This is a genomic window from Fictibacillus nanhaiensis, from assembly GCF_036213205.1.
In the GTDB taxonomy this organism is placed as follows: domain Bacteria; phylum Bacillota; class Bacilli; order Bacillales; family Fictibacillaceae; genus Fictibacillus; species Fictibacillus nanhaiensis_E.
The window spans coordinates 285113-309611 of the sequence record NZ_JARMFC010000005.1 but is presented as its reverse complement, the minus strand read 5'-3'; the positions used below and the strand labels follow the sequence as shown (position 1 = coordinate 309611).

General features: G+C 37.8%; 24 protein-coding genes. 14 read left to right on the top strand and 10 right to left on the bottom strand.

Annotated elements, in window-relative coordinates; all coding sequences use genetic code 11:
* Positions 1-63 precede the first annotated feature (63 nt).
* The 3 genes from P4V41_RS06045 (at position 64) to P4V41_RS06035 (ending at position 3276) form a co-directional block, all read left to right on the top strand.
* Positions 64-972, top strand: coding sequence for a GNAT family N-acetyltransferase (locus tag P4V41_RS06045; protein ID WP_328083903.1), 909 nt, complete (start codon positions 64-66; stop codon positions 970-972).
* Positions 973-1060: 88 nt separating this feature from the next.
* Positions 1061-2311 carry a dicarboxylate/amino acid:cation symporter gene (locus P4V41_RS06040; protein WP_328083902.1) on the top strand — a complete coding sequence of 417 codons (1251 nt, stop codon included), beginning with the start codon at positions 1061-1063 and terminating at the stop codon, positions 2309-2311.
* 143 nt (positions 2312-2454) lie between these two features.
* Complete coding sequence (locus P4V41_RS06035) at positions 2455-3276, top strand: pentapeptide repeat-containing protein (protein WP_328083901.1); 822 nt, start codon at positions 2455-2457, stop codon at positions 3274-3276.
* A 36-nt stretch (positions 3277-3312) separates the two neighbouring features.
* On the opposite strand, the gene P4V41_RS06030 is transcribed toward P4V41_RS06035, so the two are convergent.
* From P4V41_RS06030 to P4V41_RS06020, 3 genes are all read right to left on the bottom strand, one after another.
* The gene (locus tag P4V41_RS06030) at positions 3313-4311 is read right to left on the bottom strand and encodes an anion permease (protein WP_328083900.1); all 999 of its coding nucleotides are present in this window, start codon (positions 4309-4311) and stop codon (positions 3313-3315) included.
* Between the two features lie 12 nt (positions 4312-4323).
* Positions 4324-4941, bottom strand: a complete 618-nt coding sequence (locus tag P4V41_RS06025; RefSeq protein WP_328083899.1) for a DUF47 domain-containing protein — start codon at positions 4939-4941, stop codon at positions 4324-4326.
* Between the two features lie 262 nt (positions 4942-5203).
* The gene (locus P4V41_RS06020; protein ID WP_328083898.1) at positions 5204-5797 is read right to left on the bottom strand and encodes a TetR/AcrR family transcriptional regulator; all 594 of its coding nucleotides are present in this window, start codon (positions 5795-5797) and stop codon (positions 5204-5206) included.
* Positions 5798-5942: 145 nt separating this feature from the next.
* On the opposite strand from P4V41_RS06020, the gene P4V41_RS06015 reads away from it, so the two are divergent.
* From P4V41_RS06015 to P4V41_RS06005, 3 genes are all read left to right on the top strand, one after another.
* Positions 5943-6830: an ABC transporter ATP-binding protein gene (locus tag P4V41_RS06015; RefSeq protein WP_328083897.1), complete on the top strand. Its 888-nt coding sequence runs from the start codon at positions 5943-5945 to the stop codon at positions 6828-6830.
* Positions 6827-7633, top strand: coding sequence for an ABC transporter permease subunit (locus tag P4V41_RS06010; RefSeq protein ID WP_328083895.1), 807 nt, complete (start codon positions 6827-6829; stop codon positions 7631-7633). The genes P4V41_RS06015 and P4V41_RS06010 overlap by 4 nt, the downstream gene beginning before the upstream one ends.
* 205 nt (positions 7634-7838) lie before the next feature.
* A complete protein-coding gene (locus tag P4V41_RS06005; RefSeq protein ID WP_328083894.1) occupies positions 7839-9707 on the top strand; it encodes a heavy metal translocating P-type ATPase in 1869 nt (622 codons plus the stop codon).
* A 50-nt stretch (positions 9708-9757) separates the two neighbouring features.
* On the opposite strand, the gene P4V41_RS06000 is transcribed toward P4V41_RS06005, so the two are convergent.
* From P4V41_RS06000 to P4V41_RS05985, 4 genes are all read right to left on the bottom strand, one after another.
* The gene (locus tag P4V41_RS06000; RefSeq protein WP_328083893.1) at positions 9758-10345 is read right to left on the bottom strand and encodes a YtxH domain-containing protein; all 588 of its coding nucleotides are present in this window, start codon (positions 10343-10345) and stop codon (positions 9758-9760) included.
* Positions 10346-10545: 200 nt separating this feature from the next.
* Positions 10546-10734 (bottom strand): cold-shock protein, encoded by a 189-nt coding sequence (locus P4V41_RS05995; protein ID WP_197127393.1) that lies wholly within the window; start codon positions 10732-10734, stop codon positions 10546-10548.
* Between the two features lie 67 nt (positions 10735-10801).
* Entirely contained in the window at positions 10802-11758 is a 957-nt protein-coding gene (locus P4V41_RS05990) for a helix-turn-helix transcriptional regulator (protein WP_328083892.1), read from the bottom strand.
* Positions 11759-11971: 213 nt separating this feature from the next.
* Positions 11972-12415: a MarR family transcriptional regulator gene (locus P4V41_RS05985; RefSeq protein WP_328083891.1), complete on the bottom strand. Its 444-nt coding sequence runs from the start codon at positions 12413-12415 to the stop codon at positions 11972-11974.
* Between the two features lie 225 nt (positions 12416-12640).
* On the opposite strand from P4V41_RS05985, the gene P4V41_RS05980 reads away from it, so the two are divergent.
* Positions 12641-13489 (top strand): DegV family protein, encoded by an 849-nt coding sequence (locus P4V41_RS05980; protein WP_328083889.1) that lies wholly within the window; start codon positions 12641-12643, stop codon positions 13487-13489.
* Between the two features lie 80 nt (positions 13490-13569).
* Here P4V41_RS05980 and P4V41_RS05975 read toward each other — a convergent pair whose 3' ends face one another.
* Positions 13570-14436 (bottom strand): sulfite exporter TauE/SafE family protein, encoded by an 867-nt coding sequence (locus tag P4V41_RS05975; RefSeq protein ID WP_328083888.1) that lies wholly within the window; start codon positions 14434-14436, stop codon positions 13570-13572.
* A 241-nt stretch (positions 14437-14677) separates the two neighbouring features.
* Between P4V41_RS05975 and gnd the strand changes: the two genes are divergently transcribed.
* The 5 genes from gnd (at position 14678) to P4V41_RS05950 (ending at position 20536) form a co-directional block, all read left to right on the top strand.
* Entirely contained in the window at positions 14678-15574 is an 897-nt protein-coding gene (gene gnd / locus P4V41_RS05970) for a phosphogluconate dehydrogenase (NAD(+)-dependent, decarboxylating) (protein WP_328083887.1), read from the top strand.
* 115 nt (positions 15575-15689) lie between these two features.
* The gene (locus P4V41_RS05965; RefSeq protein ID WP_328083886.1) at positions 15690-16208 is read left to right on the top strand and encodes an acyl-CoA thioesterase; all 519 of its coding nucleotides are present in this window, start codon (positions 15690-15692) and stop codon (positions 16206-16208) included.
* Between the two features lie 307 nt (positions 16209-16515).
* Positions 16516-18189 (top strand): spore germination protein, encoded by a 1674-nt coding sequence (locus P4V41_RS05960; protein ID WP_328083885.1) that lies wholly within the window; start codon positions 16516-16518, stop codon positions 18187-18189.
* Complete coding sequence (locus P4V41_RS05955; RefSeq protein ID WP_328083884.1) at positions 18186-19406, top strand: Ger(x)C family spore germination protein; 1221 nt, start codon at positions 18186-18188, stop codon at positions 19404-19406. Before P4V41_RS05960 ends, P4V41_RS05955 begins: the two co-directional genes overlap by 4 nt.
* Positions 19403-20536 carry a GerAB/ArcD/ProY family transporter gene (locus P4V41_RS05950; RefSeq protein ID WP_328083882.1) on the top strand — a complete coding sequence of 378 codons (1134 nt, stop codon included), beginning with the start codon at positions 19403-19405 and terminating at the stop codon, positions 20534-20536. Before P4V41_RS05955 ends, P4V41_RS05950 begins: the two co-directional genes overlap by 4 nt.
* On the opposite strand, the gene P4V41_RS05945 is transcribed toward P4V41_RS05950, so the two are convergent.
* On the bottom strand, positions 20496-20726 hold the full coding sequence (locus P4V41_RS05945; protein WP_197127401.1) for a hypothetical protein: 231 nt from the start codon (positions 20724-20726) through the stop codon (positions 20496-20498). The two genes, P4V41_RS05950 and P4V41_RS05945, sit on opposite strands and share 41 nt — an antisense overlap.
* Positions 20727-20799: 73 nt before the next feature.
* Here P4V41_RS05945 and P4V41_RS05940 point away from each other — a divergent pair, with 73 nt between their 5' ends.
* Complete coding sequence (locus P4V41_RS05940; protein ID WP_328083881.1) at positions 20800-21447, top strand: SOS response-associated peptidase; 648 nt, start codon at positions 20800-20802, stop codon at positions 21445-21447.
* 200 nt (positions 21448-21647) lie between these two features.
* On the top strand, positions 21648-24086 hold the full coding sequence (locus tag P4V41_RS05935; protein ID WP_328083879.1) for a DUF6359 domain-containing protein: 2439 nt from the start codon (positions 21648-21650) through the stop codon (positions 24084-24086).
* Positions 24087-24271: 185 nt separating this feature from the next.
* Here P4V41_RS05935 and P4V41_RS05930 read toward each other — a convergent pair whose 3' ends face one another.
* A complete protein-coding gene (locus P4V41_RS05930; RefSeq protein ID WP_328083878.1) occupies positions 24272-24475 on the bottom strand; it encodes an alpha/beta-type small acid-soluble spore protein in 204 nt (67 codons plus the stop codon).
* Positions 24476-24499: the final 24 nt, after the last annotated feature.

Here is a 24499-nt window from a genome sequence, read left to right as displayed (position 1 = left end):
TATTTTTGAAATGGAACAATATGTTAAACTTGTTCAATAGAAAAAATTCTTAGGAGGAATACCGTGATTACGATAGTAAAAGCAGATTCTTCAAAAGCGAAAGAAATAGCATCTTTCATCGCACACGAAAACAGAATCACCTCTAAACATTGTGGCTACTGTGGTGAAGACGAGCATGAAATTCTTCATTCACTAAATGAAGACCTATCAGATGTGCCTTTTCATGAATCCTTCGCATTGGCGTATGAGAATGACCGGCTAGTAGGAGTTATCGGATTCGATGCAGACCTGGAAAGTGAAAACATAGAAATATGGGGACCTTTTATCCGAAATAGTGAAAACGAGCAAATGAACACACAGCTTTGGGAGTTTTTACTTCAACTCATTCCTCACACGATCAAAGCTGTTCATTTCTTTATTTCTACAGAAAATACAAATTTAAGAGAGTTCCTAATAAATAATGATTTTATAGACCAAGAAAGTAAACACACCGTTTTATCAATCAGTAAGAAATTATTAACAACCAACCACTCAGGAATGAATATAAAAGAACTCACAGAACATGATATAAGTGATTTCAAATATCTGCATGACAGCCACTTTCATTCGACCTATTACAACTCACAACAGATCATTGAACGAATAAACGAGTTTCATAAAGTATTTGTATATAAGACTGAAGATGAAGTGGTTGGTTATATCTATGTGGAGATACAACTGCAGTTTGGTGAAGGTTCTATCGAATTTTTCGCTGTAGATGAAAAGCATAGAGGAAAAGGAATCGGCGTACAGCTTTTAACGTATGCCGTCACATGGATGCTCAGTAATCCGCATTTGAAGCATATTGATTTATGCGTCAATAATGAAAACAAACTTGCTATCCATCTTTATAAAAAAATTGGTTTTGCTATTCAAAAAGAACTATTCCATATTAAAAAGCATTTTTCAGCAGAAACACATTCTAGAAAATAGTACTATTTTTACTTCACCTCTATGAAAAATATTTTTTCCGTATAAAATAGATAGAGTGATTATGAATCTATTTAAGGGGAGTAAGTTTATGAAAAACACTTGGAAAGCATATCGCTCACCGATCATATTGCTGCTCGCGATTATTGCGGGAAGTATCATCGGTTCTACGATGGGAAAGGACGCTGCAGTCCTTAAACCGTTCGGCGATCTGTTTTTAAACGTTATGTTCATGATTGTTGTTCCACTCGTGTTCTTTTCAATCTCATCGAGTGTAGCAAGCATGGCTGGTACAAAGCGTTTCGGTAAAATCATCAGCTCTATGATGATCGTCTTTTTATTCACTGGAACGGTTGCAGCTATTATCAGTATGGCAGGGATAAAAATCTTTCCTCCTTCAGAAGGTGTGAAGATCGACTTAGTGAAGCCTGATTCGACGGGTGAAGAGGTATCGATTGGTGATCAGTTAGTAAGTACAGTTACTGTGCCAGATTTTGTAGACCTCTTAAGTCGTGCCAATATGTTAGCACTTATCCTTTTTTCTGTATTGTTAGGCCTTGCAACTTCAAAAGTAGGAGAAAAAGCAAAGCCGCTCGCCAACTTCCTTTCGGCGGGAAGTGAAGTTACACTACAAATGGTGAAATATGTGATGTATTATGCACCCATTGGTTTAGGGGCATATTTTGCAGCACTTGTTGGTGAATTTGGACCAACGCTGCTCGGTTCATATTTTAAAGCAGTCTTATTCTACTATCCGTTCTCTATCCTGTATTTCTTTGGTTTCTTTACGCTTTACGCGTTTATGGCTCATGGTAAGCTAGGCATCCGTGTTTTTTGGAAAAATATGCTCTCACCATCTGTGACAAGTTTAGCAACCTGCAGTTCTGCAGCTAGTATTCCAGTTAACTTAGAAGCTACTAAGAAAATGGGAGTACCTGATGATATTAGTGAAACAACGGTACCTCTTGGTGCAACACTGCATAAAGATGGATCTGTTATCGGAGGGGTATTAAAGATCACCTTCCTTTTTGGAATATTTGGTATGGATTTCTCAGGCATCAACACGTATCTTTTAGTTGGTGGAGTTGCTTTACTAGTCGGTATGGTAATGGGTGCGATTCCTCAAGGTGGATTGATAGCGGAGATGCTGATCCTATCTCTGTTCGGTTTTCCTCCTGAAGCACTACCGATTATCGCTGCGATTTCTGCAATCATTGATCCGCCAGCTACATTACTGAACGCTACTGGTGATAACGTTGCAAGTATGATGACGGCGCGTTTAGTGGAAGGTAAGAACTGGCTGATTAAAAAGAGTTCGTTAACAGAACCAAAAGGCGCATAAACTATTTTCATCTCTAACTCATCCTATGTTGAGTTAGAGATTTTTTTATGAAGTAATGAGAAGTTAGACATCTCAAATCATTTTGTAAATGTTACTCTTAACTTAGCAAGAATTAAATGTAGTTCATAAAAGGAAGTGAACAAATGAATTCTTCTTTACAAGCTGACTGTGGTCGTTGCTTTGGTCTGTGCTGTGTGGCGCTACCTTACGCAAGATCTGCAGATTTTCCTTTAGATAAAGATGGTGGCACTCCTTGTAGGAACTTACAAGACGATTTTCGCTGTGGTATTCATGAGCATTTAAGAGATAAAGGTTTTAAAGGGTGTACAGTATATGAATGCTTTGGAGCGGGACAAAAAGTCTCACAGAACACTTTTTCAGGACTGGATTGGGAGACAAATCCAGAGCTAGCGAAAGAGATGTTTGATGTTTTTCCAATCATGCAACAACTTCAAGAAATAATGTATTACCTAACGGAGGCAGTGAACCTCAACGAAACAAAACCTATCCTTCATGAATTAGAAATGGCTATAGGTGAAATAGAAGAGCTAACTCAACGCTCAGCATCAGAGATCAAACAGATGAATGTATCAGACATCCGTATGAAGATAAACGAGCTACTGATTAGGACGAGCGAATTAGTAAGGGCAGAATACATTCATAAGAAATACCTAATTAAACGTAAACCTAGTGATCTAATAGGGGCTAAACTTCAAAAAGCAGATTTGCGTGGTGCAAATTTACGAGGTGCTCTTCTCATAGCAGCAAACTTAAAAAACGCGGACTTAAGGAAAGTAGACCTAATAGGTGCAGATTTACGTGATGCTGATTTAAGTGGTGCAGACTTAAGAGGAAGTATATTTTTAACACAAGCTCAGGTGAATTCAGCAAAAGGGGATGCTGAAACAAAGCTTCCAGTTTCGTTAACTCAACCTAATCACTGGCTAAGAGTAAAAGTCAAATAAAAAAAGCCTTCCACTCACATAGGAAGGCTTATAAAATTAAAAAATTAAGTTTAATACGAAATAAGAAAGTGCTGCTAATGTTGCAGATATCGGAAGTGTGATGAACCAAGTGATGATCATCGTCTTAGCCGTTCCCCATTTGACACCTTTTAATCGGTGAGACGCACCAACTCCTAGGATAGAAGAAGTGATAACGTGCGTTGTACTAACGGGAATACCTAAGAAAGATGCTCCAAAGATAACAGAAGCTCCCGTTAAATCAGCAGATACTCCGTTAACAGGACGTATCTTCATGATCTTTCCGCCAACCGTTTTAATGATTTTCCAGCCACCTACAGAAGTACCAAGCCCCATTGCAACTGCACAGGAAACCTGTACCCAAAGCTGAATGTCTGTGCTATCTGTATAGCCGTTCGCAATTAATGCCATCGTGATGATACCCATAGCTTTTTGCGCATCATTCGTACCGTGTGAGTATGCTTGAAGAGCAGCAGTAGCTACCTGTACTTTACGAAAACCGTTATTTGTTTTCGTAAGATTCGTATTTTTAAATATCATCTTAATAACATTATAAAATATAAAACCAACGATAAATGCTAGAATCGGAGAAAGAAGTAAGCCATAAATAATTTTTAAAAAACCAGAATAGTGCAGTGCTTCAAAACCAGCAGCTGCAATCGCAGCACCAGCGATAGAACCGATGATCGCATGTGAAGATGAACTCGGAATTCCGTAATACCAAGTAATCAAGTTCCAAGCGATTGCCGCAACAAGAGCAGCAAGAATTACAACTGACCCGTTAGGAAGAGTAAATGGGTCAACAATATCTTTTGTAATCGTTTTAGCAACACCAGTGAATGTCATGGCTCCGACAAAGTTCATGACAGCAGCTAAAATAATTGCTCTTCTTGGTGTTAACGCTTTTGTTGAAACGGATGTTGCAATAGCATTCGCAGTATCATGGAATCCATTGATAAAATCAAATGCAAGCGCACCAATTACAACAAGAATGGTAATGAGTAATACTGTATCCATACCAGCCACCCGTTACGCGTTTTTCATGATGATAGATTCTAATGTATTTGCAACGTTCTGGCAGCTGTCGGCAATGCCTTCAAGCACTTCGTACATTTCTTTATATTTAATAACTTTGATCGGATCTGTTTGTGTAGAGAATAACTCACGCTGTGCTTCACGGTAAAGATCGTCACATTTTGATTCGTAATCTTTAATTTTGATAGCATGTTCACGCATATCAAGAAGTTTCTTCTCTGATAGTAAGTTGACTGTTAGAAGTATTTCATCAGCACTTAGTTTAATGTATTCTACAAATTTAACCATGTATTGATCAGGGTTTGTGATTGCATAAATATCAAACAACGCAGAAGACTGTTCGATACCATCTAAAATATCATCCATGCTCATCGCAAGTGATAAGATGTCTTCTCTTTCAATGGGTGTAATAAATACTTTGTTCAGTTCCATGATAACGGTATGAACATAAGAATCACCTTTAGATTCTAGTTCTTTTAAGTGGTCCGCAAATTCGCGAAGATCATTTTCGTTATTGATTTTAAAATCGTGGAAATAACCAGTAGATTCTTTCAAGTTGCTAGCAATATCCGTTAGCATGACCATGAACTTATCCTTTTTCTTTGTAAACATAGTACCCTCCAAAAGAAATGTCTTTTATCCTTTTTCTTTTACGTTTTTATAGTGGTTATTTTTTTCTATTTTTTAACCACCCAACACATTATACAAAAAAATAAGAGTTTTTGTCGAAAAAGATTGAATTGTAATCAATAATTTACAAAAGATTAACAAGGTTAACCTATCTTTTTATCATTCGTACACATGAAATTTACAAATTTAAAGAATTGAAATATTTTTATTACCATTCTTTCTAACTCATCATTCCCTAAAGAAACTAATTAGAATCTGTTGGCAGTGAAAGTCCATAGAAAAACATTTGAAAAATATCTGTTGCGAGTTTTTTTCCATTCTCACCAGTGATCATTGAGATGAGCATATCGTTATTGAAAAGCTGGATGTATACCATTATGGATTCTAAAGAAAGATCAGGATTGATCTCACCATCTTTTTGAGCATTTATAATCAGGTCGACAATTAAAGGAATCGCATACTTAGATTGAAATTCAGCTAAGTGCGATTTTAATTCTTCATCGTTTAGCATCATCTCCTGAATGACTTCTGGATGAATGATATGTAGGTTATTTGTCTTTCGAAGAATGCTTGTAGTCATTTTTTCTTTAAAGGAGATGTCCTTTTCAAACAGATTCTTATGGTATTCGTATTCTTCTGCTACAAATTCTTTGATTACTTCACGAAACAAAGCTTCCTTGCTGCCAAAATGATTATAAATGGTTACTTGAGAAACACCAGCGTGTTTTGCGAGATCTTCTATTTTTATTTCTCTAATGCCTTGTTTTTGAAAAAGGGAGAAAGCGGCTTGTTTAATAACTTTTTTCTTCTGTTCCTTACGACGTTCGTATCCGTTCAAATTTCTTCACCTCTTTACTAGGATAAAACATATTTTGAAAAATAACAATTCGCATATTTCAAAAAGTCTTGCTTAAAAAGTTGTGAAGGTTTATGATTATTTTGAAATATAATAAGTTAGATATTTCAAAAAGGTGGGTGTGACTATGATTGTTGTAAATGGACTGTCAAAGAGATTTGCAGAAGGAAAAGGTTTGTTTAATCTGAACTTTGAAGTGAGAAAAGGCGAGGTGTTTGGATATATTGGTCCAAATGGAGCGGGCAAATCAACAACAATTCGTCACTTGATGGGGTTTATGAAACCAGATAGTGGACATTCTTCGATTGATGGGATGGATTGTTGGAACAACGCTGCACGCATTCAAGAACAAACAGGATACCTGCCTGGAGAGATTGTTTTTTTAGAAGGAATGACAGGGCTTGGTTTTTTGTCACTCATACAAAAGTTGCGAAAGCAAACCTCTACAATCCGAAGAGACGAACTGATTGAAAGATTTCAGTTAGATGTAAAAGCACCTATAAGGAAGATGTCTAAAGGGATGAAACAAAAAGTAGGAATTATAGCAGCGTTTATGCATGAGCCTCAAGTTCTAATTTTAGATGAACCTACATCTGGGCTAGATCCACTCATGCAACGTGTGTTTATCGATCTTATCTTGGAAGAAAAACAAAAGAACAAAACGATACTTATGTCATCACATAGTTTTCAAGAGATCGAGCGAACGTGTGATTCGGCAGGGATCATAAAAGACGGAAAGCTAGTAGCGTTAGAAGATATGCATTTGTTACGGACGGTTCAAAGACGTGTTTTCGAAGTAAAGGTTAAGTCTGAAAATGACATGGAAACCATTCTTCATTCCGCTCTTGATACAGAAGTAAAAGGCGAAAGAACCGTTCATGTTACCGTTCAAGGAAATGATCAGGAATTTGTTCAGTTGTTAAGCGGTTGTGAGGTTCAACATATCGATACACGTCCACAGGATTTAGAAGATATTTTTATGCATTATTACGACAGAAGGGAAGTGGCGAAATGAACATCCCTTTATATCTAGCGATGATGAAAAGTCACGGAAAGCTGATCGGCGGGTTCATATACGGTGCGGCAGCTTATATTGTATTGATCATTTGGATCTATCCCTCTATTGCTGATATGAAAGGCTTTAACGATATGATCGCTGCTTTGCCAGAAGGCATGCAGAAGCTGATCGGTATGGAGAACGGAATAAATTCGCTGTCAGATTATGTAGCCGGTGAATTTTATGGCATGCTGTTTTTAATAATATTGATGGTCTTTGTGATTCTAACTTCAACTCGAGTGATGGCGCGACTGGTCGATCAAGGTTCTATGGCATACATGCTCGCAACCCCAAATTCAAGAGCTAGGGTGGCTATTACCCAGGCGGCAGTCTTGCTTACAGGACTTGCTTTGATCGTAGGTTTTACAACCATTAGTGGTATTGCTGCAAGTGAATGGCTAATTCAAGGCTATCAATTAGACATTGCTTCTTTTATTAAATTGAATGTAATAACCTATCTGATATTCTCATCGATTGCCGGTTATTGTTTTTTTATCTCTTCAGTAAGTAATGATGAGAAAAAAGCGCTCGGGATTTCAGCTGGAATTACACTTTTATTTTATATGCTAAACATGGCCGGTAAACTAAGTGATAAAACAGAATGGATGTTGAATGTTTCAATCTTTAAATGGTATGACCCGATTAAGTTGATCAACAATGAATCGGACGCGTTCTTGATCGGTTGTTCACTGTTCATTTCAACATTTTTATTGTTTATGGTAAGTGTGATTGTATTCAAGAATAGAAATCTTCCGTTATAATTATTCTAAATATTATGACTAAGATGTATAATAAAAGAAATAAACAAATATAGTCACCAAAGTGGTAATCCCACATACAATGTTAGTGCTAGGAACCGAATATTGGATAGTTTTCAGGCTGCTGTCGTAAAAGACGGCAGCATTTCTGCTTTTTAAGGGTACTTGAGGATGATAGTTATTATCAATACGCAGGAGGGGAAGTCCAATGGAACTCTCTGCACGAACACAACTGTTAATGGCAACAACGTCTGGTATCTTCATATTAACGGCATGGATGATGGAAAAGTATTCAGAGTCTCCTTATTATGTTCTCTTCTATTTGTTAGCCTTTATTGTAGGAGGCTATGCAAAAGCGATTGAGGGGATCCAGGAAAGTATTAAGAACCGACAATTGAATGTAGAACTTCTCATGATGTTTGCCGCTATTGGATCAGCTGCAATCGGTTATTGGGGAGAAGGAGCTGTTCTGATCCTGATCTTTGCCTATTCAGGGGCGCTAGAAATGTACACTTTACAAAAAAGTGATAAAGAAATCAAAGCGTTAATTTCTTTGCAGCCTGAAGAAGCGTGGCTCTTAATGGAGGATAAGGAACTGAGAGTGTGCGCTTCCTCCTTAGAACCTGGTAATCTTATAAAAGTTAAACCAGGAGAACGGGTACCTGCAGATGGTATCATCGTAAAAGGGAACTCTTTTATTAATGAATCTGCATTAACAGGTGAGCCCATCGCTCGAGAGGTCCATGTGTCATCGGAAGTGTTAGCAGGAACCTTGAACCAATCCGGATTATTAGAGATATCAGTTACGAAGCACATGAAAGACTCAGTGTTTCAAAGAATGATTGACCTAGTGAATAACGCACAAAATGATGCTCCGCCAGTTCAAAGAAAAATTGAAGAGTTTGAAACAAAATATGTACTTTTCGTATTACTGGCAGCAGCCTTAACGTTCTTAGTACCTGGGTCGATTGGGATTTGGAGTTATTCAGAATCTTTATATCGTGCTTGTGTTCTGTTAGTTGTCGCTTCACCTTGTGCACTTGTAGCATCTACCATGCCTGCACTACTAGCTTCGTTATCAAACGCAGCTAAGAACGGAATCTTATTTAAAAGCGGTGTCTTTTTGGAGAAACTGAGTTTAATAAACGTTATCGCTTTCGATAAAACGGGTACTTTAACAAAAGGCCGTCCCACTGTAAAATATGCTGAGTTTCTCCATTCTACTTTGGAAAAAGAAGAGATTATTTCAATTATCTATGGAATTGAAAGTAATAGCATACATCCTCTTGCAAAAGCGATTAATGAACATCTTAAAATTTATCAAGAAACCATACCTATAACACTAACTGCGTTTGAGGATGTCCCTGGAATGGGTGTGAAAGCTCAAATTCAAGATAAGATTTGGAAAATCGGAAATCGTGAGTGGACTGATATAACAGAAAAGCAAGAGAGCGAGTTGTTAATGCGGGTAGAGGATACAGGAGAAGATGCAGGATACACGGTTGTATATGTAACAGCTAATGATCTTCTTGTAGCTTATTTTCTTTTAGGAGACACTATAAGGGAAGAGACCATTCAAGCGATAAAAGATCTACAAGAAAAACAAATTTTAACGATAATGCTCACAGGTGATTCTAAACGTGGAGCAGAAAGTATTGGAAGGATTGCGAAGGTAGACGAAATAGGTTTTTCGTGTATGCCTGAAGATAAAGTAAATACCGTAAAAAAATGGAGAGAAAAAGAAGCGGTTGTAGCTATGATTGGTGACGGTGTGAACGATGCACCGGCACTCGCTATAGCAGATGTCGGTGTAGCGATGGGAATGGGAAGCGACGCCGCTATCGAGACTGCAGATGTAGTCCTCGTTAAAAATGATCTAAGTAAGCTGCTTTATGCGATGCGGCTATCTGAACGACTATCGAAAATTATTAAACAAAATATCATATTTTCAATCAGTATCATTTTATTTTTGCTATGCGCGAACTACTTACAGTTCCTTACTTTGCCATTCGGAGTGATTGGGCATGAAGGTAGTACGATACTAGTGATTTTAAATGGGTTACGTTTACTAAAATAGCCAAAGCGAAAAGCCGGACTAAACGTCGCGGCTTTTTGACTTTCTTACGATTAGTAAGAATTATTGTTTAGATCACTTTGTTTTTTTTCATAGGTAGAATCTGTTCCTGTCTTTTGCTGTGTATCTGTAGAAGAAAGCGTGCGAGGCGTTACAACAGCCTTTGTTTGGGTGCTAGAGTTTGTCTGGTACTCGTCTTTTCTAGCCTCTTGTTTTGCTTCTTCTATCGCAGATTGTGTTTCACTTTTTACCTCGCTCGCCGTATTCTTAGCTTCCTGTAATTTTTGTCGAGCAGAAAGAGACAGGTTTCCAGATTTCTCTTTTATGGATGCAACTGTATCTTTAGCATCCATTGTTCCAAGTTTTGCTTTTAGCATTGTTTCGTCTTTCATTTGTTGCGTACGTTCTTTTAATTTAATTGATGAATCTCTAAGGTCGTTTCTAAATTCATTTCCGTTTTTAGGAGCATATAATAGGGCAGCAGCAGCTCCGACAAGACCTCCCACTACTAAACCTGTAGTAAAACCAGAGGCATTACTTTTCTTGCTAACGTTAGCATCAGCAGTATCTCGTGTTTGGAAATCGGAATGTGTAAAAACGGGTTCCGCTGTAGTTGTTGTTGTGTTTGTATGGTTAGGCATAGTATTAAATCCTCCTTTTAGTCTGTATAAAACCCTACCCGGAACTTATTGATGATAAACATCATGTGTAAAAGCTTGTATAGGTATCTATTGTTGTTTATGAACTAACTAAAAGCGCAAAGGATATATAGCTTGGTGATCTATATTTGGGCATAGAAAAAGCCGGGCAGTATATACCCGGCCGATTTCTATTTATTTCATTAACTCTTTAATTCTGGAAGCATACGAATTTCTTCATTCATAGCTGATTTGCAAATGGGGCATTGCGGTTCTTTTTGCAAAGAATAGTCAGCGCGCATCCAGCATGAGCATCCATCACTCGTACATGCCCAAACCTTCGTTTCTACGTCTGGAATCGGCTCTGCAGGTTGTTTTGAAAAAAAAGCCATAGATATCCCCCTTTTCTGTTCTACTTATAGTATACGCCTAAAAGAGGAAAAATATGTATCATTTTGATTACATATTTGAAATAACTTCATATTGAGCAGATATTTCTCTTGCCCATCGTGCATGAATCTCTTTAATTTCTCTTGGAGATTGTATGGAAATGTTTGTTTTCAACGGCCATAAATACTCGGCAGCTTTTTCAACATATGTTGCCAAAATATCCCCTGCCAGACTATGTAAACCATTCTCTTTAATAGTGATGAACTGTTTAAGAAAAGGGTGAGACTCACAATAGTTTTTTATTTCTGCTAGTGATAGATCTGCTTCGAGTCTAACATAATTTCTCGGTGAGATTTGAGATGCCCAGTTATGAATAGTCACTTCAGCAAAATCTTTTACTTCTATTGGTTCATAATTGATTACAGCATGTTTGATATCAGATAGTTTGAATACGTGATAATCCATGAGAGAGTAACAATATGCAGGGCAATACCACTCACCATCTTCACTATAAAGTCCAATTAGTTGAATGTTGCTATACATCTTTTGCTCATTTAACGTATATAGAATCGTGACAATCTTTTGCTTGATTGATGCCTCAAGAATGATTGGCGCTACTTGACTATTCGGTGGCAATGGAAGCTGCACCAAAAGTCGTTTTTGAATCTGATTCCAATTTTCTCTAGCATCTTCTGGCATGAATTGATGTAATTTATGTAAGATAGATTTACTTTGGGTTTGAAAAGGAAAGCTTGTATCAGTGTATGCTTGTAAACTAAAAAGAATAGAGGAAGCTTCCATTTCGGTCAATCCAATCGGAGGAAGAATACGATCATTCTCGATACGATATCCACCGTGTGGTCCGAATTCAGAAACGATAGGAAGGCCCATCTCAATAAGATTTAATAGATCTCGTTGAATTGTTCTTGTAGATACTCCAAATTCATCGGCTAATTCTTTTAAGGTAAAATGCTTTTTTGAGTTTATGGAAAGCAATAACCGTTCCAGTCTTTTTATCTTTGACATGTTAGACCCCTAATTGAAATATTCATGTATTAAAACTTTTGTACTAGTCTTTGTATGTTATATCGTACAAATATGATGAAATGTTAGAGTTTATCCAAATAAAGTAAGAATAAAATAAAAAACACGTTAATCCATTGGATAACGTGTTGATTTTGTAGTATGAAAGGTAGGAAAACTAATCTGCGATCATTGTTATAAGCAGTTTTTTTAGAATTAGTTCTTTACTATTGAAGAAAGGTGTTCAATACATTGAACCATATCCGCAAGCTGTTTATCAGTGAGCTGTGACATGTACTTGATCAGTACACCGTTTCTTTTTTCTTGAATTGCATGAAACGCTACTAAACCGGTTTCATTTAATTGGACGTATACAATTCTTCGATCGAGGTCAGAGCGATAACGATCTACTAATCCTCTTTTAACGAGTCGGTCGATAATAACGGTAGTAGCACTTGCACGTACTTTCATTGCATCAGCAATTTCAGAAACCGTCCATTTCTCACGAGATGATAAAGTCTTTAATATTTGAAATTGAGTAGCAGTTATTTCTTCATCTTCCCATATTTCAGGCTTTATCACGTTCATGATCTCATTAAACGCTTTCTCTATACGCTCTACTTCCATTAATACATTTCTACTATCTGCCACCACTTTCACAGTACTGCCTCCTTAGCTTACATTACTCCTATTTTAATATAAATTTCCGATAAGTTCCATTAAAGAGTAGTATAAAGTATCTAGTTTTCAATGTGTATCTCTGTGCTAGTATTTAAACTATTGAAATATAGGTTTAATTTAGAAATAAAAATATATTTTTGATAAAAGAGGAATTCTCTTCTATCTATCTAATAAAAAATAGAGAGATAAAGGGGGATGTGCAAGATGGCACGTATTGCTTGGATTACAGATAGTACTAGCTGTATAACACAGGAAGAAGCGAAGGAACTTGGCATACACATTATTCCTGTTTCTGTCATTATGGAAGATAAAATTTATAAAGACGGTGTAGATATTACCCCAGATGAATTTTATGCAAAACTTGAAACTGTTTCTGAACTTCCAAAAACGAGCCAACCGACAGTTGGAGAGTTCTCAGACTTTTATGAAGTTCTTAAACACAGCTATGATTGTGGAATTGCCATTCATGTTTCTGAAAAATTTAGCGGCACGATTAATGGTTCTAGACTTGGTGCGGAAATGGCAGATTTTCCAGTACACATTGTGGATTCAAAGATCTTATCTGAATCAATGAAACAACTTTTGTTAAAAGGAAAGAAACTTGAATCTGAGGGATTAGAAGCTCAGGAAATAGCTGCGATGCTGCGTGAAACTGCAGATCATGTGAAAGGCTATGTTTGCATCGGAAGTCTTGAACAATTAAGAAAAGGTGGCAGATTATCAGGCGCAAGCTTTCTAGTTGGGAATCTTCTACAGATCAAACCTATACTTACTTTTGATGATGGATCACTCGTACCGTTTGAAAAGATCAGAACGTTAAAAAAAGCTGAATCACGCGTACTTGCTCTGTTTGAAGAAGCGGCAGAAAGTAAGGGTGCGTATGGTGTAAGTGTCGTTTACAGCGGGTCTTCAGAAAAAGCTGAGGATTGGCTTCACCTGTTAAGAGAGAAATATCCTCACATTACATTCAATCTAGGGCAACTGAGCCCTGCAATCGGCGTTCACGTCGGCGCAGGCACACTCGGCCTCCTCTGGTTTGAAGAAGGGGTCTGACCCCACACAATTACAAACAGCCAAAATGTCCATCCGGGATGGACATTTTGGCTGTTTTGCTATGATCTATCGTTATTTTCTTAAGCTTTTTTTCGAACAGCGATGACGATTAAAACACTCCATAGAAGAAGTAAGGGGACCACAGCTGAAGTTTCTGTAAACAAATCTATGGAAAAAAATTCGTTAAATATTGTTCTTAAGTTCGTTATGATGATTAAGCCCCCTGCAACGACTCCTAACAGTGCTGGTTTAAGCTTTTGCACGAGCCATGCTGCAAAAGGAGCTGCTATAATCCCACCTAACATCATCGCAACAACGACCTGCCAAAGCACCGTCTCCCAACCTATAAACAAAAAGAAACCGATAGAAGCTGATAATGATACAGCAAATTCACTGAAATTTACTGAGCCGATTGCCTTACTAGGAGTAAGGTTTTTCTGTGTAAGCAGAATCGGAGTTGTAATCGGTCCCCATCCTCCGCCACCAGTTGCGTCCATAAACCCAGCGATAAGCCCTAATGGCCGATACATCCTTTTTTTTGCACTGCTCTCTGTAAAATCTGTTTCTACCTCCGCGTTTACTCTTATTAGTAAGAAGCGAAACAAAACGTAAAAGCCAAGCCCTAATAAGAATAAGGAGATGTACGGTTTAATAAAAGTTGATGGTATAAAACTTAAAAAAGCAGCACCTAAAAATGCACCAATAGCTCCTGGGATGACTAGCTTTTTTACTGTTTTTATATCGACATTTCCAAATTTTAAGTGTGAGTAACCTGAGACAGCAGATGTAACAACTTCTGATAAGTGAACAGAAGCAGAAGCTAAAGCAGGCGTGAACCCAGCTACTAAAAGAAGAGTCGTAGAAGTAACTCCGTATGCCATACCAAGAGATCCGTCAATGAGTTGAGCCATGAGTCCGATCAAAGCCAGCATTACAATTTTTTTCATGGAAGGTCCTCCAACAAAAGAGATTCTATAGATTATGTGGACAAAATGAGAAAGGTTCAGGCCAAATGTTTACGATATAAAAATTTTTCTCTGTTTTTCATATAAAAAGAACTCAAATAATTGTTTTTTTGTTCATTTTTAGATACTCTAATAGACAGTGTTGCAAGTAGAGGTTAATCGCCTTTATTTTGTGGAATAATACAAAACAGATATAAATACATAAATTGGAGTGATATGTACAATGGAAATCGGTTTAATCGGCCTTGGAAAAATGGGCTTCAATATGGCACTAAATATGAATGATAAAGGAAATACGGTTTTCGCTACAGATGTAAACAAAGATACTGTGAAAGAGATTTCATCAGAAGGTGTTAAAGGGGTCGACTCGATCGAGGAACTTGCAAATTCTTTTACAGGCAGAAAAGCTGTTATTCTTTTAGTTCCAGCTGGTGAGATCGTTGACCAAGTAATCGAACAGCTTAAGCCACATTTAACTGAAGGCGATATTATCGTTGACGCTGGTAATTCCATGTACAAGCACACTCTTCGTCGCTATGAAGAACTAAAAGCATCAGGCATCCACCTTGTAGACGTGGGTACGAGTGGTGGGACTGACGGTGCACGTCACGGTCTTTGTGCTATGATGGGTGGAGATGACGATGCTGTTAACTACCTTGCTCCACTATACGAAAAAATCTGTGTAGAAAAAGGTTTCATGATTACTGGTCGTGCAGGATCTGGTCATTTCTTGAAGATGGTTCATAACGGAATCGAGTACGGTATGATGCAAGCAATCGGAGAAGGTTTTGAAATCCTTGATAAAAGTGACTTTGATTACGACTATGAAGCAGTTTCTAGAGTGTGGAACAACGGATCAGTTATCCGTAGCTGGCTTATTGAACTTATGGAGAACGCGTTCAGCAAACAGCCGAAACTTGAAGACATCCGCGGTGTGATGAATTCATCAGGTGAAGGGATTTGGACAGTTGAAGCTGCTCTTGATTATCAAGCATCAGCTCCAGTTATCGCACTATCTCAATTTATGCGTTTCCGTTCACTAGAAGACGACACATTCCACGGTAAAGTTGTTGCAGCACTTCGTAATGAATTTGGTGGGCATGCAGTCGTAAAAAAATAATAAGATTATCTTGATGAAGACCTCTAAGCTTGCACGTTTAAGCTGAGGTCTTTCATTATTTTTGCGCGATCCAACATATACTAAAGATGAAGAAACAAGAATAGGAGTTTTGATCATGGAAGAAAAGTTTGTTCGAGAATCTCGAACGGTAAAATCCTCAGTAGTGCTCCCACCTGATACGAATAATCATGGAACGTTATTCGGAGGAAAATTGATGGCATATATCGACGATGTAGCTGCTATATCAGCCATCCGCCATGCTCGGAAAAATGTGGTCACAGCTTCAACGGATTCTGTTGATTTTTTACAGCCTATTAAAGAAGGTCATTCAGTTTGTTTAGAATCATTCGTGACATGGACGAAAACAACGTCAATGGAAGTTTTCGTAAAAGTAATCTCTGAGAATTTGTTATCTGGAGAACGAAAAGTTTGCGCGGTATCTTTTCTTACATTCGTAGCTTTAGATGAAGATGGAAAACCTACTCCAGTGCCAAAAGTTATACCTGAAACAGAAGAAGAAAAATGGCTACATGATCATGCACCAGAACGAGCGATAGCAAGGAAAAAGCGCAGAGAAGAAAGTAAGAAATTAGCCAAAGAGTTCGGAGTAAAAAAACCTTGGGATCCTATGTGAGCATAAAGATATATTTTTAACATTTTGCAGTTCTTAAGATTCGCATTTTGAAAATAAGATGCTATAATTAAGTTACCTTTTTCCAGCCAGGGATACAGAACCCTGGCATTATACTGTTAAATGTTAAAGCCCCTGATCGTTTTCATCGATGAAAACGGTCAGGGGCTTTTTGTGTGTTCACAGCCTTTAGCAAATTAAGAAAAATTCAAGGGAAATGAGACGCTGAAATACAAATAGTAATGATTATTACATAACCAAGTCGTGTTGTGCAAATGCTAAGAAAAGTTTGGTAAAAAGGCGGATGGTTATGCGGAATAGAAGGAAGCGTCCAATCATTAGAACTCATAAGAAGTTAACAGATATGTTAGCAGATAAAAAGCATGATGATCATTCTTCTCTTCGATCGAATACCATTTCTATGGAGACTTCATTACAACAGAAGAAACAAACAGAAAAGTGTGTTGGAGAACTTAATCCGGTTCTGCATGTGGTGGTTGATAGAGTAAAAACACTTTTGGGTAACCCGATGGATTTAATTGTGCGTGAGTTTGAATTTGAGTTAGAAAACAAGGTTACAGCTACATTATTATTTTTAGAAGAAATGAACGATACTCAAGTTTTAAATGAGTTTATTCTATCACCATTGATGACACTGTCAAAAGACAAGCAATCGTCGCCTGTTCCAGTTGATCATGCGTTACATTACATCAAGCAGAACGCTTTAGCACTAGGAAGAGTTTTGGATGTGGAAACAGAAGATGAATTAGTTGAGGCTCTTCTTGCTGGCCTCAGTGTTCTTTTAGTCGAAGGTAATAAAAAAGGTCTTAAACTAGGAACAAACGGTGGAAAAGTTCGAGGAATCGAAGAACCTACTTCAGAAGTTGTTATACGTGGTCCAAAGGATTCATTCACAGAGTCAATCAAGACGAATATCTCGTTAATAAGGCGAAGGATAAGATCAAAAGATATTAGAATTGACAAGTACAAAATTGGAGAGGTCACACATACTGATGTAGCGGTTGTTTATCTAGAGAATATCGCTAATCCATTATTAGTTAAAGAGATAAAAGAAAGAATTGAAGAAGTGAAGACAGACGGCTTACTAGAATCAGGTCAACTTGAAGAGTTTATACAAGACGAGACCGTAACTGTTTTTCCTCAGTTCTTAAATACTGAACGACCAGATGTTGTTATTGGTAATCTGCTTGAGGGTCGTGTGGGTATTATTATTAACGGAACGCCGTTCGTATTAATTGCCCCTGCGCAGTTTATACAGTTCTTTCAATCATCAGAAGACTATTACATGAGATATGACATCAGTACTTTTCTTCGCTTATTACGATTTTCAGTTTTTATTATTTCTTTGATCGCTCCATCAATCTATATTGCACTTACTACTTTTCACCAAGCTATGATTCCAACAACTCTTTTGTTTGGTATCGCTGCACAGCGTGAAGGAGTTCCCTTTCCGGCAATAGCAGAGGCGTTAGTGATGGAGATTACATTTGAAATTTTACGAGAAGCGGGAATAAGAATGCCACGTGCGGTTGGCGTGGCTGTTTCAATCGTGGGAGCACTTGTATTAGGACAAGCCGCTGTTCAAGCAGGACTTGTTTCACCAGCCATGGTTATTGTTGTAGGAATTACAGCCGTAGCCAGCTTTGCGATCCCATCTTTTGCTGTCGCTACATCTGCACGATTGTTACGATTTCCGTTAATGCTAATCTCATCTGTTTTTGGCTTCTATGGGCTTACACTTGCTTTAATCGTAATTATTGCTCATCTAACGAGTTTAAGATCCTTTGGTTATCCATATTTAAGCCCTTTTGCACCAATACAGACACAGGATCTAAAGGATAGCTTGTTTCGTTTTCCTATTACAAAATTATTCAAAAGACCTGAAAAGCTTTCGAAAAAAAACCAAACACGTACACAACCTTATTCGGTTAAGAAGAAACGTGAGGAGGAGACAACACGTTGAAACTTTTAAAAAGTTGTCTTCTCTTCTCTCTCTGCCTTCTATTTCTAACGGGGTGCTGGGATCAAAACGAGCTTGATGAACTTTCGATCGTAATGGGAATAGGAATTAACATTGATAAAAAAGGGAATTTGATCGTCACATATCAAGTGGTCAATCCAACCGAAGTCGCACCAGGTATAACTGGAGCAGGAGGAGGAAAACAGCCTGTTTTTACCGTCTATGAGACTACAGGAAGAAACTTGATGGAAGCAACGAGAAAAGCAAGTAAACAAACATCAAGACGCTTGTTTTTTGCTCATGCGAGGATGCTTGTTTTTAGTGAGAAAATAGCAAAAGACAGTATCTATCAAGCTGTCGACATGATTTCACGAGACCCTGAGGTACGTTCGACGATCCAAGTTGTTGTAGCAAGAGATACATCCCCATCCAAATTATTAAGAACATTTACTGCAATTGATAAAGTAACATCTGATGAAGTAGCTACGATTCTAAAGATTTCAGAGAAAAATTGGGGAGAGAACATGCAGCAAGATATTAATGAAGTGCTTCAATCCATCATAGATGAAGGCGGAGAACCGCTAATTAACGGTATAAAAATTACGGGTGACAAAAAATTGGCAGTGACAGCACAAAACTATGAAGTAGGTAATCCTGCAAGAGTTCAATTATCAGGCATGGGAGTATTTCGAGGCGGAAAGCTGCAGGGATGGTTGGATGGACCAGAGGCAAGAGGCGTTCTCTGGATAAAGGGAAAACTTGTTAGTTCGGCGATTACAGTACCTTGCATGGAAAACGATAATGGATATTCTATAGAAATTGTTCGTTCGAATACTGAGCTGTCAGCAGATACAAAGAAAAAGATACCGACTATAACGCTCGATGTATTTCCTGAAGCTAATATTGCAGAAGCAAACTGTGCCGTGAACTTAGAAAAGACTTCAGAAATCCTAAAAATCGAAAATAAATTAAACCATGTAATTGAAAAAGAGATTCAAAAAACGATTAAAGCTTCACAAGATTTTAATAGCGATGTTCTTGGATTTGGTGAATTATTGTATAGAGAAAATCCGAGAAAATGGCGCAATGAATATAAAAAAAACTACAAAGAAATATTTCCGAAATTGGTTGTGAAAGTTAATGTTGATTCTCGTATTAGAAGATCGGGGATTCGAACTTCACCGTTTTTATTTGAGAAAAAGAAAGAGGCTCCGAAATGAAGACAATCAAGATCGATATTCAACAATTCTTTATTCTTATCATCTTATTTGAACTCGGGAGTGCGATTCTTGTTGGTCTAGGAATGGATGCCGGCAGGGATGCATGGATCGCTATCTTGCTAGGTATGGTATGCGGTATGATTCTTTTTCTAGGATATTTTTATCTCTATAAACAGTTTCCAGAGCAATCTTTAACACAATATTTGCAGATCTTGTTCGGTAAGTATATAGGAAAGCTATTCGGTTTCCTATACCTGATGTACTTTATGTATTTAGCAGCTCGTGTTTTGCGTGACTTTGGAAGCCTTCTGTTGTCCGCCGTTTTTGTACAAACACCAATTATCGTTGTAAACGGGCTTATGATTGCTACGATCGTTTATGTTCTAAAATTAGGTTTTGAGGTTCTTGTAAGAACAGGGGAAATAATATTTTCTCTAGTAGTCCTCTTAGGAATTATTCTTGCTGTACTTGTACTATCAGCAGACTTAATGAAATACAATTATCTGCTTCCCATTCTAGGCAAGGGATTCTTGCCGGTCTTGAAGGCAGCATTCCCTGTAACACCGACCTTTCCTTTTGGAGAAATGGTGGTTTTTACAATGTTATTTCCATATCTGAAAACAACAAAGAAAAGTAAAGCACTTACAGTAGGGTTGTTTGCAATTATGGTGAGCGGATTCATCTTAAGTGCAACGGTCGCGATGGACATTGCGATATTAGGAGGGCATGTTGCTACACATGTATACTTCCCATTACTTGCTGCTGTTGCGAAGATTAACTTAGGAGAATTTATTCAAAGATTAGATGCGTTAGTGGTGTTTACGCTGATCATAGGAGGATTCTTTAAGATAGCTGTATTGTTTTATGTGGCAGTGAAAGCAATCCAAGATATCTTTGGAGTACAGGAAGAAAAAAGGCTCATAGGCCCGGTCGGTATAGTATTGATCTTGTCATCTATCGTAATAGCAGCGAATTATGTGGAACATATTACAGAGGGTTTAAATATCGTTCCACATTTTATCCATATTCCGTTTCAAGTTGTTTTACCGAGTCTGTTCATTATTGTATTCTTAATTAGAAGAAAGAAGCTTAAGCCTTTTGCTTCTTCTCCATCCACTTCGACAGAATAAACGTTAGGATGGGTAAGATCATCAAAGTAATCACTAGAACATATTCGACCTTGTCAACATAGTGAAAGAAAGACATAAACGATTTTTTGATAACCGTTGCTGGAGCGATTCCTAAAAACCAATCAATGACAACGAGTAAAGAGAACATACTAAATAGTAAAATGATATAAATAACAACAGGGTTCTTCATGGTGTTCACCTCCTGTTTTAGTTTTTGCACGATTGACATCCTTATCCATAAGTTGAATTTGAGGTGATGTATTTTGTGTGGCAGATATATGCTTTACTACGAAAAAGATGTGATTATTGATGCTTTTAACTTAGAAAACGAATTTGATTATGATAAACGCTTTAACATTGCTCCGAGTCAGCAAGTTCTTTCGATTATTAAAGCAAGCGCAGGAAATAGAGCGGGATACCTGAAGTGGGGACTTGTCCCAAGTTGGGCAAACGATCCAAAAATAGGTAACAAGTTAATGAATGCTAGAAGTGAGACTGTTTCTGAAAAACCTAGCTTTAAAAACTCTTTTCTTCAAAAAAGATGCTTGATTCCCGCAAGCGGATTTTACGAATGGGTTATTGAAGACGGTGTTAGTAAAAAGCAGCCCTATCAATTTACTTTAAAAGATAAAAAGCCGTTTGCATTTGCTGGAATCTGGTCGAGATGGACAGGAGAAGTCGATGGACAGAAAGAAGAAAGAATAACATGTTCCATCTTAACAAAAGTCTCTAATTCATCTATGGAGAAGTATCATCATCGCATGCCAGTGATGTTTGAGCCAGATGTTGGAGAGAAATGGTTGGATCGCTCAGCAGGTAAGGACAAACTTCTTTTAATGCTCCAAGACAACAACCCTGAACTATTTGCGGAACAGGTTACTATGGATTTGAATGTTAATAGAACTAGCTGACAGTTTCTTTTGATCAATTTTTGATCAGTTGAAGTTGTCTTTTTTTTGTAAAAAATAATCCAGGAGTCCTATATTGTAAATTCTTTGTAAGTCTTTCTGACTGTTTTAATATAAAACTAACAATTGAATCGACAGAATTGTGTTATATTTTTCATGGATTTACATGTTTTACATACTATTAGTGAGGCAGGTGGAACGATATGTTCATGAAAATGACGAAAAGACTTACAAATATAAGTATCATGCTAGTAATGGTGCTTAGCATGGTTTTGCCACTGCAGCAGACAGCTTCTGCAGCTGACGTTCTAACGGTTAAGGAAGCATTGGTTAAGCAGGATAAATCAACCCAGATGGTTGAAGGGTATATCGTAGGTACTGTTCATGGAGGCAGTGGGTCTTCTATCTCATTCAAACATGAAGGACCATTTACAGCGAATACCAATTTAGCTATCGCAGATTCAGCGAACGAAACAGACAAAACGAAAATACTAACTGTTCAATTACCTAATAATGCTGCAAGATCTGCATTGAACCTCGTTGATCACCCTGAGAATTTAGGGAAAAAAGTTCAACTTGAAGGAACACTAGAGGCCTATTTTAGTGTGCCAGGACTTAAAAATGTAAACGAATATCACTTTGTTGATGGTGCTCCTTCTGAACCACAAGTCGAAGAAGTGAAGTCATCGGTTGAAGGACAGATTGTTTCTAAAGGTACTTCTGTAGTACTATCCACTGAAACAACAGATGCTGAAATTTTTTACACTTTAGATGGACAAGCTCCGACTACAGATAGCACACGTTACACATCTCCTATAACAGTGAACGAAGATGTAACCATTAAAGCTGTCGCTGTTAAAGAAGGATTAAAGAACAGTACCATTTCAGAGTTCAAATACCAAGTTGCTCTATCTGGACTTCGAATTCATGATATTCAAGGTGCAGGTCATCAATCTCCTGTTTCGAATAAAGCAGTAGAGGGTGTCGAAGGAATTGTTACAAAAGTTGTGGATAACAATAATTTTTATATGCAGGATGTTAAACCAGACAAAGACTATAGAACGTCTGAAGGTATTTTAGTCTACCAAAAAGATCACGGCCAGGCTAAAGGAAATCTTGTTTCAGTTGATGGGCTAGTAAAAGAATGGGTACTTGAAGGGTACTCTGATAAATTAAAAACGGATCTAGCGGTGACGGAGATCAATGCAAGTGAAATTAACAAACTACAAGAAGGACAAAAGCTTCCAAAGTCAACGATCATTGGTTTGTTTGGTCTTCAACAGCCAACTAGAGTGATTGATAATGATAACTTCGGGTTGTTTGATCCTAAAGAAGATGGTATTGATTTTTATGAGAGTTTAGAAGGGATGCTTGTGGAAGTAAAAAATCCTGGTGTTCTCGCACCTCAAAAGTATGGAGAACTTGTTGTTGTTCCAGATTTTTGGAAGCAAAAAGAATTTAACTCATCAGGTGGCCTAAATATTAAAGAATTTGATTACAACCCTGAACGAATTTTTGTTGATATGAACGATGAAACGTTTGTGGCGAAAACTGGAGATTTCTTCTTAGGTTCAATTACTGGGGTTGTGAGCTACGGATTTGGTAACTATAAAGTGTTAGCCGACCGAGAAGAACTTCCAACGTTTGTTGAAGGAAGAACAAAACCTGAAGTTACAAAAATTCACGAAAAACATAAAGAGTTAACGATCGCGAGCTTTAACGTGGAGAACTTTTCTGCACTTGAAGAAGGACGCGACAGTACGAGCGATGAAAAAGTATCGCGTATCGCAAAATCGATTGTTCGTAACTTGAACGCACCAGATATTGTAGGGCTTGTTGAGATGCAAGATGGAAACGGTCCAACGAATGATGGTACTACGGATGCAAAAGCAAGTGCTGACCGATTAATTGCTGAGATTATAGCACAAGGCGGTCCGCAATATGTGTATACAGATATAGCTCCAGTTGATGGACAAGATGGTGGGATTCCAGGTGGTAACATTCGAGTAGGATTCATCTACAATCCTGAACGAGTTTCACTGGCAAAAGGAACAAAAGGAACTGCAACAGAAGCAGTAGGTTTTAAGGACGGTAAGCTTACTGTAAATCCTGGACGGATTGATCCGACAAACCCAGCATTTGAAAACAGCCGTAAACCGGTTGCAGCACAGTTTATGTTTAAAGGTGAGAGCGTAATTGTAGTAGCGAATCATTTTAATTCAAAAGGTGGAGACCAGCCGCTGTTTGGGAAAAATCAGCCTCCTTTCCTAGGAAGTGAAGTGCAGCGATTAGAGATTGCTGGAATTGTAAATCAGTTTGTTAAGGATGTTAAGAGTGAGGATAAGGATGCAAAGGTAGTGTTGCTTGGGGATTTCAATGATTTCGAGTTCACGAAGACTCTGAAGGTAGTAAAAGGTAATGAGTTGACGAACATGATTGAAGAAGTTCCGTTTAAAGAGCGCTACACATATTCTTATCAAGGGAACGCTCAAGTTCTTGATCATATTTTAGTAACAAACAATATGACGAGAAAGACGAAAGTTGATATCGTTCATATCAATTCGCAGTTTATGGAAGAACACGGACGAGCAAGTGACCATGATCCTGTGTTAATTCAAGTTAAGCTGGATAAAGTCAGATAAATAAACAGCGTGTTTTCTAAGGGATTGTTGCTTTTAAATCTTTTGAAAAGTGGAAGTGGCTTGTCGGAGCTAGCCACTGCCTGGAACGGAAATCAACACTTCCAAAAGCAACTAAGTTTACGAAAACAGCCAATAAATAAAAGTCATCCGCATATTGTGGATGACTTTTTCATGTTAACTGCAGTTTAGCGTCGGTATCCGCCACCTAGCTGTTGTTCAGCCATTTGAACAAGACGCTTAGTGATTTCACCACCAACAGATCCATTCGCACGGGATGTTGTGTCTGGTCCAAGTTGTACACCAAACTCAGAAGCGATCTCCCACTTCATTTGATCCAAAGCTGCTTGTGCTCCAGCTACTACTAATTCGTTAGAGTTATAACGTGCCATATGTATCACCTCCTTGTATTAATA